Origin of the sequence: Fictibacillus sp. Mic-4 (genome assembly GCF_049843615.1) — a bacterium.
Lineage (GTDB): Bacteria > Bacillota > Bacilli > Bacillales > Fictibacillaceae > Fictibacillus_A > Fictibacillus_A gelatini.
Genome location: NZ_JBBHZM010000015.1, coordinates 55,224 through 71,352, shown reverse-complemented (window position 1 = coordinate 71,352; position 16,129 = coordinate 55,224). Strand labels below are relative to the sequence as shown.

14 protein-coding genes and 1 pseudogene are annotated in these 16,129 nt (G+C 43.9%); 12 read left to right on the top strand and 3 right to left on the bottom strand.

Translation table 11 applies throughout. The features are described 5' to 3' along the window. The first annotated feature begins 319 nt into the window (after nucleotides 1-319). From eat to WD019_RS11590, 4 genes and pseudogenes are all read left to right on the top strand, one after another. Nucleotides 320-1,696 (top strand): annotated as a pseudogene (eat, locus tag WD019_RS11605) (ethanolamine permease). A 202-nt stretch (nucleotides 1,697-1,898) separates the two neighbouring features. Then, the gene (locus WD019_RS11600) at nucleotides 1,899-2,087 is read left to right on the top strand and encodes a hypothetical protein (protein WP_245595237.1); all 189 of its coding nucleotides are present in this window, start codon (nucleotides 1,899-1,901) and stop codon (nucleotides 2,085-2,087) included. Nucleotides 2,088-2,124: 37 nt separating this feature from the next. Continuing rightward, nucleotides 2,125-3,645, top strand: coding sequence for an amino acid permease (locus WD019_RS11595; protein ID WP_425711586.1), 1,521 nt, complete (start codon nucleotides 2,125-2,127; stop codon nucleotides 3,643-3,645). 132 nt (nucleotides 3,646-3,777) lie between these two features. Continuing rightward, nucleotides 3,778-4,131 carry an SCP2 sterol-binding domain-containing protein gene (locus WD019_RS11590; protein ID WP_026677991.1) on the top strand — a complete coding sequence of 118 codons (354 nt, stop codon included), beginning with the start codon at nucleotides 3,778-3,780 and terminating at the stop codon, nucleotides 4,129-4,131. A 59-nt stretch (nucleotides 4,132-4,190) separates the two neighbouring features. Here the strand turns inward: WD019_RS11590 and WD019_RS11585 are convergent, their stop codons facing one another. The 3 genes from WD019_RS11585 to proB form a co-directional block, all read right to left on the bottom strand. After that, nucleotides 4,191-6,281 (bottom strand): DNA topoisomerase III, encoded by a 2,091-nt coding sequence (locus tag WD019_RS11585; RefSeq protein ID WP_425711585.1) that lies wholly within the window; start codon nucleotides 6,279-6,281, stop codon nucleotides 4,191-4,193. Between the two features lie 242 nt (nucleotides 6,282-6,523). Beyond that, the gene (locus WD019_RS11580) at nucleotides 6,524-7,771 is read right to left on the bottom strand and encodes a glutamate-5-semialdehyde dehydrogenase (protein WP_425711605.1); all 1,248 of its coding nucleotides are present in this window, start codon (nucleotides 7,769-7,771) and stop codon (nucleotides 6,524-6,526) included. 88 nt (nucleotides 7,772-7,859) lie between these two features. Next, a complete protein-coding gene (gene proB / locus WD019_RS11575; RefSeq protein WP_425711584.1) occupies nucleotides 7,860-8,999 on the bottom strand; it encodes a glutamate 5-kinase in 1,140 nt (379 codons plus the stop codon). Nucleotides 9,000-9,488: 489 nt separating this feature from the next. Between proB and WD019_RS11570 the strand changes: the two genes are divergently transcribed. From WD019_RS11570 to panF, 8 genes are all read left to right on the top strand, one after another. Next, entirely contained in the window at nucleotides 9,489-10,688 is a 1,200-nt protein-coding gene (locus WD019_RS11570; protein ID WP_425711583.1) for a Gfo/Idh/MocA family protein, read from the top strand. Between the two features lie 598 nt (nucleotides 10,689-11,286). Then, a complete protein-coding gene (locus WD019_RS11565; protein ID WP_425711582.1) occupies nucleotides 11,287-12,048 on the top strand; it encodes a sugar phosphate isomerase/epimerase family protein in 762 nt (253 codons plus the stop codon). Nucleotides 12,049-12,115: 67 nt separating this feature from the next. Further along, complete coding sequence (locus tag WD019_RS11560) at nucleotides 12,116-12,265, top strand: hypothetical protein (RefSeq protein WP_425711581.1); 150 nt, start codon at nucleotides 12,116-12,118, stop codon at nucleotides 12,263-12,265. After that, nucleotides 12,244-12,486 carry a Gfo/Idh/MocA family protein gene (locus WD019_RS11555; protein ID WP_425711580.1) on the top strand — a complete coding sequence of 81 codons (243 nt, stop codon included), beginning with the start codon at nucleotides 12,244-12,246 and terminating at the stop codon, nucleotides 12,484-12,486. Before WD019_RS11560 ends, WD019_RS11555 begins: the two co-directional genes overlap by 22 nt. 82 nt (nucleotides 12,487-12,568) lie before the next feature. Continuing rightward, the gene (locus WD019_RS11550; protein ID WP_425711579.1) at nucleotides 12,569-12,739 is read left to right on the top strand and encodes a hypothetical protein; all 171 of its coding nucleotides are present in this window, start codon (nucleotides 12,569-12,571) and stop codon (nucleotides 12,737-12,739) included. Beyond that, nucleotides 12,729-13,793, top strand: a complete 1,065-nt coding sequence (locus WD019_RS11545; protein ID WP_026677985.1) for a Gfo/Idh/MocA family protein — start codon at nucleotides 12,729-12,731, stop codon at nucleotides 13,791-13,793. The genes WD019_RS11550 and WD019_RS11545 overlap by 11 nt, the downstream gene beginning before the upstream one ends. A 369-nt stretch (nucleotides 13,794-14,162) precedes the next feature. Then, complete coding sequence (locus tag WD019_RS11540) at nucleotides 14,163-14,459, top strand: YhdT family protein (RefSeq protein ID WP_425711604.1); 297 nt, start codon at nucleotides 14,163-14,165, stop codon at nucleotides 14,457-14,459. Next, nucleotides 14,456-15,922 carry a sodium/pantothenate symporter gene (panF, locus tag WD019_RS11535; protein ID WP_425711578.1) on the top strand — a complete coding sequence of 489 codons (1,467 nt, stop codon included), beginning with the start codon at nucleotides 14,456-14,458 and terminating at the stop codon, nucleotides 15,920-15,922. Before WD019_RS11540 ends, panF begins: the two co-directional genes overlap by 4 nt. Nucleotides 15,923-16,129 lie beyond the last annotated feature (207 nt).

Sequence of the window (16,129 nt, the reverse complement as noted above, 5' to 3'; positions counted from 1 at the left end):
TCTACTTTTAATCTAAACTTAAGACGTTCGGACAATAAACTATCGATTTCCGATAATAAATCGGTAGTGTCGGACAATAAGGGTCCTCAATCGGACAATAAAATTTGTATTTTTTACACTTTTTGTCCAAAAAGTAAGTTTTATTGTCCAAAATGGTGTACTTATTGTCCTAAATTTGTAAATTATTGTCGGAGAACGAGATATTTTTAATGAATTGGAATAATCATGATATTTTTTTTCTGATTTCACAAAAGTAACTGAAATCGAAACTGCTTTTCTAGAAAGGGCACTAGATTTTTAATCGTAAAGGAGGGATCGCATGGAGAAAAAGAACGATTTGAAAAAGTCGCTTACTCCTATTCATTTATGGGCGATTGCGGTTGGAATGGTCATATCCGGACAGTATTTTGGCTGGAATTACGGTTTCCATGAAGGCGGCGTCGTTGGATTGATCGTTGCCGCTGTCATCGTGACGATCTTTTATACTACCTTTATTTTCAGCTATGCGGAGTTGTCCACGTCTATTCCGCATGCCGGAGGACCGTCGGCTTACGCGAGAAGGGCAATGGGTCCCTTCGGCGGATATATTGCCGGGATCGCATGCTTGCTGGAGTTTGTTTTTGCACCACCCGCCATCGCTGTTTCAACAGGGGCATATATTCATTTCTTGATTCCTGGCGTTAATCCGGTGTATGCCACGGTAGGCGTATTTATCTTTTTTATTTTGATTAATATGATCGGTGTTAAGGGAGCGGCCCTTATTGAATTGGTTGCAACCATTTTCGCCTTAATTGGGTTGGCTACTTATTATGTTGCCGGCATTCCCCATGTTGAAGCGGCCAATATTTTTAATGAAAAAGCCCTTCCGAATGGGTTTGCGAGCGTAATGGCAGCTCTTCCTTTTGCTGTCTGGTTTTTCCTTGCGATCGAAGGCGGGGCGATGGCGGCAGAAGAAGTAAAAAATCCAAAGAAAGACATTCCGAAAGGGTTTATATCCGGAATCATCACGTTAGCAACGGCAACCATATTCACGTTAATCGTCACTGCCGGGTTAGGCGGGGGAAAAGGAACTCCTGCAGATTTTCCGCTACCGCAAGCACTGGCAAATGCATATGGCGAGGGAAGCGTGCTGCCGAAATTTTTGGCCGTTATCGGATTGTTCGGCTTAATTGCAAGTTTGCACGGCATTATTATCGGTTATTCCCGCCAAACGTTTGCAATGGCGAGAGCAGGCTATTTGCCAAAGTTTTTATCCAGGCTCAATCCAAAAGGAGTGCCGCACTGGGGATTAATCGTTCCAGGTGCGATCGGGGTAATTTGTGCCGGTTCCGCGAATTTTGCCAACGCGCTTATTATATTGTCGGTATTTGGCGCTATGCTCATGTATTGCATTAGCTTGATTTCTCTCTTTCTTTTAAGAAAGAAAGAACCAAATTAAGAACCAAATTTAGAACGACCATTTAAAGTAAGTTATCCGATCGTTCCGGCAGTATCTTTAATTTTAGGCTTGTTTACATTATTTTGCATTTTGAAATATAGCATTATGACAACAAAATTGCCAATTTTCGGGTTAGTTCTTCCGCTCTGGGTTGTGATCATCGCTATATTAGCTCTGGCCATCGTCTACTATGCGCTGGTCGGTTCGAAAAAAATCAGACCGATGTCCGAAGAGTTTATAGATGAAAAAGCTGGTTGACCGGCAACAGACCGCATGCAAAGGCATGCGGTTTTGTTATTGGTTGAATGAATAGTTTGAATATTGACAACTATCTGTACTGTTTTTATAATGAAAGCAAGTAAATAAATGAGCAAAGAAGCTTGCCAAATCTACTCCCCGCCGGAGTATATTTGTCGGCTTCTTTTTTATTACATTTTTTGATGAAAGGAAAGGAGGTGAAATGATGCTAATTCTCGGCATTTTATTCGTCTGTTTGACGCTCGGCGCAGCAGTTGCGATTGGCATGAAAGCCAATCAAAGCGTTCGGGCTTTTGATGAAGCTCATCATGAACATTTTCTCGGGGCAAAAGGGAAGACAAATCGGTCAGGCGTGGATTTGGAAGTTTCAAATGCAAATGTAGATGTATAGGGTGCAATGACAATTGTCGATTAAGGGAGGTTTGTTTATGGCAGATAATAAGCAAGCGCTGCAAGATAAAGAGGATTTAAACCGCTTCGGCTATGCGCAAGAATTGCTTCGGGACATGGGCGGATTTTCAAATTTTGCCATCTCATTTTCTATCATATCGATTTTAACAGGCGCGGTGTCGCTATATGGACATGGCCTTTTGTATGGGGGACCGGGCATGATGGGATTTGGCTGGCCAATTGTTGCCCTTTTCTGTTTGCTCGTCGCCGCCTCGCTGGCGGAGCTGGCATCAGCGATCCCGACAGCGGGCGCATTGTATCACTGGGCTGCTATTCTTAACAATAAAAGGTGGGGATGGTATACGGCCTGGATCAATCTGATTGGCCAGATCGGAATCGTCGCGGGCATCGATTATTCTGTCGCCTTGTTTGCCGACCCACTTATAGCTAATGTCTTTGGCTACACCTCTACGGATACGACGATATTGATCGTTTTTGGAATCGTTTTATTGCTTCATGGCATTTTAAATCATGTCGGTATTCGCGTGGTTGCCCGTCTGAATGATTTTTCCGCATGGTATCACATCATCGTTGTCTTCATTCTTGTCATCAGTCTTGCGTTCTTCACAAAAGGCGGCTTAAAGCCGGTAGATTATTTGTTTCAAGTCGGCCAGACGTTTTCGGAAAAACCGTATTTTCTAGCCTTTTTAATCGGACTTTTGCAATCGCAATGGACGTTTACCGGTTATGATGCGTCCGCCCATGCAATTGAAGAAACCGTCATGCCGAGAGTGCGCGCCCCGTGGGGGATATTCTCATCTGTCGCTTTCTCGTTTGTTTTTGGCTTTATCATGCTTTCCTTCGTCACCCTTTCAATTAAAGATGCTCAAGGAGCGGTCGCTTCCGACAATGCCTTTATTTATGTCATTGATCATGCGCTTGGGGGAACTTTCGGCTATGTCGTATTATGGCTCGTCACCCTTGCGATGTGGTTTTGCGGGCTGGCTTCCATTACATCATTTTCAAGGATGATGTACGCTTTCTCCCGCGATAAAGGGATGCCCTTTAGCAATCAATGGTCTGAAGTCAGCCGAAAATACCGTACACCTGCAAAAGCGATCTGGCTTGCCGTCATCCTATCTTTTGTGCTTGCACTTGTCGATTACGTAATTAAAAAAGTGAACCCCGATACGACATATACGACGATTGCCTTTTTAACGGCGGTCAGCGTTGTCGGGCTTTATGTGGCCTACGGCATTCCCATTTTTTTAAAGCTGAGGGCTGAAGCAAAAGGAATTTTTCAACCGAAGCACCTCGGGCCGTGGAATCTGGGAAGCTGGAGCAAAGCAATCAATGTTTTAAGCTTAATCTGGATTGTATTTATTTGCATCGTCATGGTCATCCCGCCGAATCAAAACGCTGCCTATGCACTAATTGGAATGTTCATCCTTTTAGTCATTATGGACTTCGGCTATTATAAAAAGCGGTTTGAAGGGCCGCAGGCGGCTCTCAATCTATCAGCGGAAGAAATTAAGCAAAAAGAAGCGGAGTATAAATAATTTAAACTATTAGGATTGTGCGGGCAGTTGCTTCATCCTATGAGTTGTTTCCCGGGTAAATCATTGTGTTCCCCAACCATTTGATATAGTATTAATTCAGAACATTACAATTATTGGAGGGGAAAGCGGAGTATGGCTAAAAGCATCCTCGATTATACGCTACAGGAGACGAAAGAGAAAATGGAAATGGTGTTGAATGCCAATCCGAAACCGATTGAAGGAATGAACGCGATCTATCAATTTGACATCATTGATGAGAGTGATTCGTTCCAGCTGCATTTGGCAGATGGAAAAGCTGTGATTAAACAAGAATCGCCGATTAAAGCGGATTGCACGTTGCAGTTGAAGATGAAAGATTTTAAAAAATTGATCGTCGGAAAGTTAAATGGAGCAGTAGCCTATATGACGGGGAAGTTAAAGGTGAAAGGTGATATGGGCAAAGCGATCAAGATCGAGAAAGTGCTGCATCAATACGATATCGAATAATGCCTCTAACGAGAAATCGCAGAAAAACCGCAAGCCATTTCGCTTGCGGTTTAACGTTGCTATTCTTTGTTTTTCAGCGCCGCCTTAAGGGCATCGGCAAGGCTGTTGCCGACCGGCTCTTCTTTTGCGTATTTTTTCAGGAGCTGGCGCTCTTCACGCTTGGATACGGTTTTTTTCTTATCCTGTGCTTTTTCAACGACATTACATGGACGGCATTGGAAGTAAAGCCCCGCTTTTCCTTCGTGCATCTCCATGCGCTTATGGCATTGCGGGCAGCGGCGATTGGAGAGCTTCGGGTCTTTTCGCTTACGGAAGCCGCATTCTCTGTCGGAACAGACAAGCACTTTACCATCCTTGCTATTGACTTCTTTCATAAATGACCCGCATTCCGGACATTTGGAACCTGTTAAATTATGGGCCCGGTACGACTTTTCGCTTCCTTTAATTTCAAAGACAAGCTGTTTCGTTTGCTTTCGGATGTTGCGCAAAAATTCTTCGGCATTTCCTTTGCCGCGGGCGATAGATTCTAGCTCGCGTTCCCAACGGGCGGTCAACTCGGGCGATTTTAATTCATCATTGACAAGCTCGATCAGTTGCTTTCCTTTAGGCGTTGGCGTCAGGCGGTTGTTCTTCCGTTCAATCGCTTCTGTACCAAGAAGGCGCTCAATGATGTCTGCCCGTGTTGCCGGCGTGCCGAGCCCGTATTTTTCCATTTTGCTTAATAAATCGGCCTCTGTGAAACGCGCTGGCGGTTCGGTCAGCTTTTTCTCCAACTTTTCGTTTTTGATCGATAGCGTTTGTCCAACAGTAAGAGATGAAAGAGGTTTTGAAGAGTCTTCTTCGTCATCTTTCCCGGTTACTGTTTTAAAGCCTTTGTCGATTATGGAAGTTTCGCGGGCAGTAAACGTTTCGCCTTCGACCTCCAGTTGCACATGAACCGTTTCATACCGATACGCAGGATAGAATAACGCAAGGAAACGCCGGACAATCAAATCATACAGCTTTCGTTCGTCGGTCGAAAGGTCCCCTAAATGAAGCGGCTCATCCGTCGGTATGATCGCATGATGATCTGTTACCTTATCATCGTTGAAGACGCGTTTGGCTAGCACTTTCCCTTTTTGTTTTAAAATAGGCTGCACTTCTTCTTTATAGCCGGAGGAGATGGCTTGAAGCCGGTCCGCCATCGTTGATTCCATCTCTTTCGTCAAATAGCGGGAATCGGTGCGCGGGTACGTGACGAGTTTATGCTGTTCGTATAGGCTTTGCAGCACGCTTGACGTTTTTTTAGCGGAAAAGCCAAAACGGCGGTTCGCATCCCGCTGCAACTCAGTTAAATCATACGGAAGCGGCTGGGGCTCGCTTTTTTCTTTGCGTTCTACTTTTTTCACGATTCCTTTTTGCCCTTTCACTTTGTTGAATAGGGCAGTAGCCTTTTCGCCGTCAAAAATCCGTTTTTCTCCATTCCGTTCCCACATCGCTTCAAGTGGGCCGATTTTCGCGTGAATTGTCCAATACTCTTTTGGGACGAACGACTGAATTTCTTTTTCCCGTTCTAGAATCATCGCCAGCGTCGGAGTCTGAACACGGCCAGCTGACAATGGATCGTTATATTTTGTTGTCAACGCCCGGGTGACGTTCAATCCAATTAGCCAGTCGGCTTCGGCGCGGCAAACGGCGGATTGATAGAGAGAATCGTAATTTTTTCCCGGTTTCAACTGTTTGAAACCATCGCGGATGGCCCGGTCAGTCTGAGAAGAGATCCAGAGCCGCTTCACCGGTTTCTGCCAGCGGACTTTTTCCATGATCCAGCGGGCGACAAGTTCTCCTTCGCGTCCGGCATCGGTCGCAATGATAAGTTCTTTTATGTCTTTTCGTTTTGCAAGCTGTTCAATTCCGCGGAATTGCGGGCTCGTTTGCCGGATCACTTTCAGCCCCATCTGTTTTGGAATGATTGGCAAGTCTTCAAGGCGCCACGTTTTATAGTCTTTGTTATAATCCTCTGGCATTTTTAATTCGACGAGATGGCCAAGCGCCCATGTGACGACATAGCGTGGACCTTCGATGTAATGCTTTTGTTTATTATTGCAGCCGAGAACGCGGGCAAGGTCCCGCGCGACGCTCGGTTTTTCAGCAAGTACTAGTGATTTCATGCAGAACTCCTTTCATGATGCGAAAAGTTTCTAAAAAAACGCAGGAAAATAGTCTTATTGCACGTTATTTATTGAACACCTAACTGCAATATTGTCCGAACTTTAGTTTTTATTTTCTAAACTCGCAAACTTATTTTCCAAACTCACGAAATTATTTTCCAAACCTTGAATTTTATTTTCCAAAGCAGCGCTTTTTTTATCCGGAGGAAACATTTCAATCACTAGTATAACAAAAAAATCGGTTACGTTCGTATCTGGCCATTTCCTTTTATAATGTATTTCGTTGAGGTTAACGCCGGAAGCCCCATCGGCCCGCGGGCGTGCAGCTTTTGCGTGCTGATGCCGATTTCAGCGCCAAAGCCAAATTCAAATCCGTCGGTAAAGCGAGTCGAGGCATTATGGTATAGCGTAGATGCATCGACCAATTGGAAAAAACGCTCCACATTTTTCGCTGTTTCTGAAATGATCGCTTCGGAATGTTTAGTGCCGCAACGGTTAATATGGGCGATCGCTTCATCTGCATCACGGACAAGCTTCATCGCTAAAATGGTATCTAAATATTCAGTTTCCCAATCCTCTTCAGTCGCCAGCAGAAGAGAAGGGAAACGGCGTTGCAAATTTTCATCGCCACGCAGTTCGACACCGCTTTGTTCAAGGCGTTCGATGAGCTCTTTTAGATGGCCGTGTTCCCAATCTTCGTGTACAAGCACGGTTTCAATCGCATTGCAGACAGAAGGGCGCTGTGTTTTTGCATTCAAGACGATGTCAATCGCCATTTCTTTCTCTGCGGAATGATCAATAAATATGTGGCAGTTTCCGGCACCCGTTTCTAAAACAGGAACGGACGCATTTTCGACGACCGTCTGGATCAATTTCTTCCCGCCACGCGGTATGAGTACATCGAGATATTCCTTTAATGTGAACATTTTTGCGGCGGTTTCCCTTGATGTATCTTCGATCAACTGGATACAATCGACAGGGAGATCCGTTTGTTCAATGGCGCGATGAATGCTTTTCACAATGGCCCGATTCGAATGAATGGTCGATGAGCTTCCGCGCAAGAGCACAGCATTTCCCGTTTTTAAACAAAGGCTTGATGCATCAACAGTAACATTCGGCCTTGCTTCATAAATCATTCCGACTACGCCAAGCGGCACTCTAACCTTTTGAATGAATAGTCCATTGGGGCGTTCCCATTCTTCCAATACTTCACCGGTCGGATCCTCGAGTTCAGCAAGTTGCTCCAATGATTCCGCCATGCTCAAAATTCGCTCTTTAGTTAATAAAAGGCGGTCAATCAATGATTCATGAACCCCGTCATGCTTTGCGTTTTTGACATCCTTATCGTTTTCTTTTAAAAGGTAATCGGCATCTTCAACCAATTGTTTGGAAATCAGCGCTAAGGCGTAATTTTTTTGCGCGGTCGTTTTCGCCGCGAGTTTCCTGGATGCTCCTTTTGCTCTTTCGGCTTTCACAATTAACTCATTCACCATTAATTCATTCATATAATGTTTCTCCTTTCCAAAAAGATGGCTGGAATCCGGATTAGCCGATTTTGGCCATTCCCGTCCTTCATTTTCACTTCCGAACAACATTGCTGTTTGCAATGTTGTTCACTGCCACCCATTGATCCCGATGAATGACTTCAGGGTGGCTTCTTTTTGTTGTTTCCATTGCATATTGGCTTGTCATCCCTTTGATCCACTTTAATTCTTGCGAAGAGTAATTCACCTGTCCTTTTCCAATGACTTCTTTTGCGCTATTCACAATTTCAACGACGTCTCCCGGCGAAAACTGTCCGTTCACCTCTCGAATTCCGATCGGCAATAAGCTTTTTCCTTCATATAAAACGGCATTTGCCGCCCCATCATCCACACTGATCGTCCCGGAGATGGGAGAATGCAGCGCGATCCATTGCTTTGGTGTTTTTAACAACGTTCCTGGAGTATTTCCGATATACGTTCCATCTCCCTTTCCTTCAATAATTTCTATTAGCTTCTTTTCTCCAGAGCCTGTGCCGATAAACACGTTGACGCCAAGTGATAAGGCGGTTTTGGCGGCTAATAGTTTCGACATCATGCCCCCCGTGCCCACTTTGGAGCCGAAGAAATTTTTCGTTTGAAGAATATAGTCATCCGTTATTTCCGGAAGAAAGTCATAACGTTTGGCAGAAGGATCTGTGCGGGGATTGCCGCTGTAAAAGCCGTTAACGTCCGTCAAAATGATCAAAAAGTCGGCATGGACAAGACCGCTCACTAAAGAAGAGAGCATATCGTTATCGCCAAACGTTAATTCCTCGATTGAAACAGAATCATTTTCATTAATGATCGGAAGGACGCCTCTTTTTAAAAGTTCCATTAAAGTGGCATGAGCATTTTGGTATTGTTCCTTCCGTTTAAAATCATTCCGTGTTAAAAGAAGCTGTGCGCTTACAATGCCAAATTGTTTAAACGTTTCGGTATAAGCCTGGATGAGCAATCCTTGCCCGACGGCTGCTGCCGCCTGTTTGCCTGCGATGGTAGTAGGACGCGAGGGGAATCCGAGGTCCGCATAGCCGGCAGCAACAGCCCCGGAAGAAATAAGCAGCACTTCATATCCTTGTTTCTTTAAGCAGGCAATCGCCTGAGCGTGTTCGAATACTTTCTCCCGGCTTAATCCGCCGTTTTCATTGATCAATGAACTGCTTCCGATTTTTACAGCCACCCGCTTTTTCTTCATTTGAGCCATCCTCCTATTCAAACTAAAAAAGACTTTTTCCATCCTTATATAAAAGGACGGAAAAAGTCTGGATCCGCGGTACCACCTTTTTTAGCATTCATTAAGACTAAAAGCGAATGCTCTCTTCATTCCCGTAACGAGGGCGACGGTCTGGTTATTAGCCAGACAGCTCAAGGGGCAGGTTCAATAGCTTTTAGTGGCAGAATCTTTCAGCCTGGTAAATTCACAAACAATAATGGCATTGTTCATTTTTACACTGGAATCCGCTCTCTATCACTTCAAGTTCTATCTACTAGTCCCCTGTTAACACCGTAAGATAATTTTTAAAAAATATTATGCAGAAGAGAAAAGAAAAAGTCAATGACTTTTCCCGCAAATCTAAATATTCTTGTTGGTGAAAATTATTCTAGAAGGGAAAAAACATTTCATACAGAAGTACTTACGTGAAAATAATCGAATTTAACGGACGAGGGAGGATGCAAAATAGCGATGGTGGGTGTAAGCAAAAAGCAAGTTCGGATTGGGATGGTCGGATACAAATTCATGGGGAAAGCCCATAGCCACGCTTACAGGGATATGCCGTTTTTCTTTGATTCCGATTGCATCCCCGTGCTTCAGGCGATTTGCGGCCGAAACGAAGGCGGTGTCAAACAGGCGGCGGATAAGATGGGGTGGAATACGTATGAAACCGATTGGCGCAAGCTCATTGAACGGGATGACATTGACCTGATTGACATTGCGACGCCGAATAACATGCACGCGGAGATTGCGATTGCTGCTGCGGAGGCAGGAAAACATGTATTATGTGAAAAACCGCTCGCCATGAATTATAAACAAGCGAAAAAAATGCAAGAAGTAGCCGAAAAAAATGGGGTTACCCACGCCATCTGCCACAATTACCGGTTTGCCCCGGCGGTACAATTGGCAAAGAAGCTCATTGAAGCTGGCAGAATAGGGAAGATTCATCACATCCGCGCTACATATTTGCAAGATTGGATGATGGATCCTGAGTTTCCGCTTGTCTGGCGATTGAGCAAAAAGATATGCGGGTCAGGAGCCCATGGCGATATCGCCGCCCACAGCATTGATTTAGCCCGTTTTTTAGTCGGTGAATTTAAAGAAGTTACAGGCATCCTTGAAACCTTTATTAAAGAGCGTCCTATCGTTGCAAATAGCGATGGATGGAGCGTCACAGGACCTTTAAGTTCGAAAGGAAAAGTGGATGTAGACGATGCTTCCCTTTTCCTCGCGCGATTTGAGAATGGAGTGATTGGAACGTTTGAAGCTACAAGGTTTGCGGGTGGTAACAGGAATGGAAACCGCTTTGAAATTAATGGCGAAAAAGGATCGATTCGCTGGGATTTGGAGCACATGAATCATCTCCAAGTTTATTTTGCAGATGATGAAGAGGGGCTGCAAGGATTCCGGACGATTCATTGCACGGAAGAGGTTCATCCCTTTGCGGGGGCCTACTGGCCATCCGGTCATATTATTGGGTATGAACACACCTTTATTCATTTAGTGAAAAACCTAATGGATGGTATAAATAAAGGTTACAGTCCTGAGCCGAATTTTGAGGATGGCGCCAAAAACCAGGCTGTATTAGAAGCCGTAGAGAAATCTGCCGAAACGAAGAGATGGGTATCAGTCAAAGAAATTGAAGCTCAAGTGCCGAATGATCAAAAGTAGCATCCTTTACTCATAGTTAGCCAAAATAGTTATTCGGCAACCGAACTAGTGCCCCTTCTAGAAAAATAGTTTGAATTTCAGTAATCGAACATTTTTATTTTAAGAACACCTCGTTAGATCTTTGAAATGAGGAAAAACGATCACGAATCGTTACATGATGTAAAATGATTTTGTACTCGGACAAAAAGTGCTCTTATTTGGACAATAAGTCATCCGGTTTAGACAATAACATCTTACTTTTGGACAATAAGCGAAAAAACTACCAATTTTATTGTCCGACACAGGCTATTTATTGTCCGATGGAGCGATTTATTGTCGGAAATCAACTTTTTATTGTCCAAATGCCATGAAAATAGCACCACACTAGAGAAGTTCTATGTTTTTACAGGCGAAAATGGATTCTTGAAAATAAGAACTTTCTTAGCTGAAAGGGCACTAGTCGGGGAATTAAAGATTTTTTAACCGCTTTCTATGTCACACGTGGAACCCATTTTGGGATTTAATTTGAATGATTTCAAAAAATTCGTTAAAAGATTTTTCGCATAATGAGGAGGAAAAATGCTTTTTTGAAAAAATAGTAAAAGAGGAGGAGATCAATTTGGGCAAATTCGGATTGCAATTATATTCCGTAAAAGAAGCGGCTGAGAAAGACTTTCTAGGGACGGTAAATCGGGTAGCTGAGATGGGGTATAGCGGGGTGCAATTTGCCGGTTTTTTCAACACGCCCGCAAAAGAGCTAAAAAAAGTAATGGACGATAAAGGCATTGTGGCGGCGGGAAGTCATACCAGCCTTGATTTATTGCAGGGGGGCCAGTTGGAAGAGACGCTGGAATATAATCATAAAATCGAAAATAACTTGATCATATGCCCTTATTTGCCTGGAGAGTTTAGAAATACAGGCGATGATTATAAAAAAACAGCGGAAATGTTTAATGAAATCGGTCAGAAATGCAAACAAAACGGTTTTGTTTTTGCATACCATAACCATGCTTTTGAGTTTGAGCGGTTTAATGGAAAGCCGGGATTTGATCTCTTGTTTGAGAATTGTGACCCGGATTTGGTGAAAGTGGAATTAGACTGTTATTGGGCAACTTTTGCCGGGCTTGAGCCTGCGAAGTTGATCAAGAAATACGGTGAACGCGTCGTTTCGCTACACATTAAAGACATGGGTAGAAAAAATGGCCAACAGCGAAGCATCGAAATCGGCGAAGGGGTATTGGATATAAAAGGATTCATTCAAGCTGGCGAGAAATATGATACAAAATGGTTTATCGTGGAGCAGGAGCAGTTTGATTCGGATCCTATGGAAAGTGCAAAAACGAATATTAAAAACTTAATAGATTTGGTCGGCGTCAATTGAGCATCAATTAATATCCCTTGAAAATAATGACCGTTACTACTTTTAGCCATTAATAGGAAGTGTTGAAATGATTAATGTTGCAATGTTAAGCAGGTGGCACGTTCATGCTAACGATTATGCCAGGCAGGCCCAGGAAAATGCTCATTTATCGATTCAACTTGTCTGGGATGAAGACAATGGGCGAGGGAGCTCGGGGTGGCGTTTGAACCGCAATTGAAGAAAGGGCTTGCCGATCCTTCGATTGATGCGGTCATTGTGGATGCACCGACGAATTTACATAAGGACATCATGATCGAAGCGGCACGACATAAAAAACATATTTTCACAGAAAAAGTGCTTGCTTTATCTGTGGAAGATTGCGATGAGATTTTTTCAGCGGTTGAAGAAGCCAACGTTCAATTAATGGTTTCATTGAACAGAAGGCGCGCTGCTGATTGAAGACAATCAAGTTCGAATCAAAAGCCGGCATTTTAAGGAAAACGGGTGGGTCACTCCTGAAAAGTTGCCCGATGCCTTGCCAATGCCGCTTGAGCAATGGGTTCATTCAATAGTGGGCGGAGCGGCAATTACGATTTCAAAAGAAGATATACACCATTTAACATTAATTAACGAAGCGAGCACAAAGTCTCATCAAGAAGGTCGAAGGGTAGAAATTAAAGAAATAGTGGAGGCAATTAAAAATGGCAAATAGTTTACGTGTAGGAATTATCGGGGCAGGCGGAATTGCGACAGCTGTGCATATTCCAAACTATATGAAATGTGGTGACAAAGTGAAAATTGTCGCTATATCGGATGTTGTGAAAGAGAAGGCTGTTCAAGCTGGAAATCAATTTGGAATAACACACGTGTTCTCTGACTATGAAGTAATGCTTAAGGAAGTGGAACTTGATGCGGTAAGTATTTGTACTCCGAACAAATTCCACGCTCCGGCAACGATTGCAGCACTCCGGGCAGGTTGCCATGTCCTATGTGAAAAACCGCCGGCGATGACGGTCGAAGAAGCTGAACAAATGGCAAAAGAGGCCGAAAAAGCGGGGAAAATCTTAACGTATGGGCTCCATTACCGGCATTCCCCGGAAGTTGAGGTGTTAAAGCGGTTTATTGACGCAGGAGAACTTGGAGAAATTTATGCCGCACGCGTTCACGCATTGCGAAGGCGAGGAATACCGGGCTGGGGAGTCTTCACAAATAAAGAACTCCAAGGCGGAGGCCCGCTCATTGACATCGGTGTCCATATGCTGGATACGGCATTGTATTTAATGGGCTATCCAGAACCGGACACGGTGCTTGGGGTCACCTATCAAAAGCTGGGCACTCGTAAAGGTGTAGGCTTGATGGGGGATTGGGACTGGCAAAACTTTTCCGTCGAAGATATGGCGCGAGGAATGATAACGTTTAAAAATGGCGCGTCGATCTTATTAGAATCAGCATTCGCTGCCAATGTGGAAAAACATGAGGAAATGAATGTATCACTCATGGGTGATCAAGGCGGGGCCGACGTCTTTCCACTTAAAATTTATCGAGAAATGCACGAAACACTTGTTGATATTACTCCGTCTTCCCTGCCGAAAAAAGCGGGTTACGACCTTCAAATTGAGAGGTTCGTCGAATGCGCTTCAGCTGGCAAACAGCCGATTTGCACAGCGGAACAAGGCGTAATATTGCAGAAGCTCATTAACGGATTATACGAATCTGCTAAGAAAGGAAGTTCTGTTATACTTTCCGATGTAAGTGTTAAAGCATAGTGAGAAATCCCCTTTCCTTATAATAGGAGAGGGGCTTTCTTTTGCTAGAGGATAACAGTTCCTAAATAATATATGGAAAAGTGCGATTCGGACAATCATTCTTTATCTATGGACAAAAAAATTTGATTTTTCGCTTATCAGTTGATCAGTTTGGACAATAAATAACTCCGTTCAGACAATAAGCTGCAGCTCGTACAGGAAACGCCCGTATGCAACTTTCGTCAGCTCCTTTACTTGAATGGCTAAACCTGGATCGGCGGATTTATTAGTTGCGACAGCTATAAGGTAAAGTATCCATCATTTTAAGGACGGTTGAAAACATGTATAATTTTCACGAAAAGAAGGATTAATGAAGAATGGGTGATAATGATGAAAAGGTCGAAGGAAACAGACCGGATGGATCCAAGGTATAAAATATCGAACCGAGAAGCGCTGATGGGAATTGGGCTGGCCATTCTCAATTTTATTTGGTGGTACGGTTTTGCATACGGCTTTGGTGGAAAACCGGTAAAAGAGTATGATTATATTCTCGGGCTTCCTGCATGGTTTTTTTATAGCTGTATAGTAGGATTTATCGTATTTTCCATCGCCGTTTATATAATGGTAAAGTTTTTCTTTTCGGACGTGCCGTTTGAGAAGGAAAGCGGTAAGGGGGGCAAACAATGAATTGGGAAGTCGTGATTCCTTTACTGTTTTTTCTCGCGGTCATCTTTCTTGTCGGGTTTTATGCTTCAAAATATGTGAAACAAGGACCCGAATTTCTTCAAGAGTATTTTTTAGGGGGGCGCAATCTTGGCGGATTCGTACTCGCGATGACGATGGTCGCCACTTATGGAAGCGCGTCAAGTTTTATTGGGGGACCTGGAATCGCTTATAATACAGGCCTTGCCTGGGTATTGCTTTCAATGTCACAACTTGTGACTGGCTATTTTACATTAGCGGTATTAGGAAAAAAGTTTGCGATCATAGCCAGGAAAATTAACGCGGTCACATTGAATGATTTCTTGAAAGAGCGGTATAGCAGCAAATGGGTCGTCATTTTATCGTCGATCAGCATTGTCATTTTTCTTTTTTCGTCGATGGCTGCCCAATGGGTTGGCGGAGGTCGTTTGCTTGAGTCATTTATGGGCGTTTCTTATCCGACTGCGCTTTTCATCTTTTCGGTATCCGTCCTAGTTTTTGTCGTTATCGGAGGATTTCGGGCAGTCGCTCTTACAGATACGATCCAGGGAATGGTTATGTTTATCGGGACGCTCATCATATTAGTTGGAACGATTATTGCCGGGGGTGGCGTTTCCAATATTATGAAAGACCTGGCGGCTGAAAACCCCGATCTCATATCGCCATTCGGCGCCGATCATTCATTAACGCCGTTGTATATCTCCTCTTTTTGGATATTGGTCGGAGTCGGGGTCGTTGGATTGCCGCAAATTTCGGTCCGGGCGATGTCTTATAAAAACTCGAAAGCGATGCATATGGCGATGATTATTGGAACGGTCGTCGTCGGTTTCATCATGCTAGGGATGCATTTAACAGGCGTTTTTGCAAGGGCCGTCATGCCGGGAATTAAAGTGGGGGATACGGTCATGCCGCTTATTACAATGAAAGTCCTGCCTTCATGGCTTGCCGGTATTGTCCTTGCCGCTCCCATTGCGGCCGTTATGTCAACAGTGAACGCGCTGTTGCTGTTGGTGAGTTCCGCCCTCGTCAAGGATGTATATATAAATTATATGGATAAACATGCATCCGAGGCAAAAGTGAGGAACATGAGTTTAGGGGTAACCGCAGTAATCGGTATTCTTGTATTTTTTGCTTCCATCCATCCGCCCGATTTTTTAATATGGTTGAACTTATTCTCTTTCGGAGGTCTGGAAGCCGCTTTTATTTGGCCCATTGTATTGGGGCTTTACTGGAAAAAAGGAAATGCCTACGGGGCGGTAAGCTCGATGGTTGTTGGCGTCATTTCTTATATTTGTCTTGACCGGTTTTCTCCTAATCTTTTAGGGATGCATACCGTTGTTGTTCCGATTGTTTTATCGTTCGCCGCTTACATTTTTGCTAGTTTGGCAACGCGAAGCATGACAAGAGAAGAAGAGCGGTTAACCGCAAGCAAATTTTGGAATGTATAGTGAGAATTAGCGTAAACGAATGCGGCGAAATTTCGCAACTTTAGCGGAAATAGGCGGGGTTTATCCTCCGCCTATTTTTTATGCCGTATTAAAAAAAGCTTCTTCCAATAGGGGGCGGAACGCTAATGAAAATGGAGAAGGCAACTTGTGCAGCGGCAAGTTTGGCTTTGAACAAAAATCAATGCTGTACGAAAGGAAATTAAACGG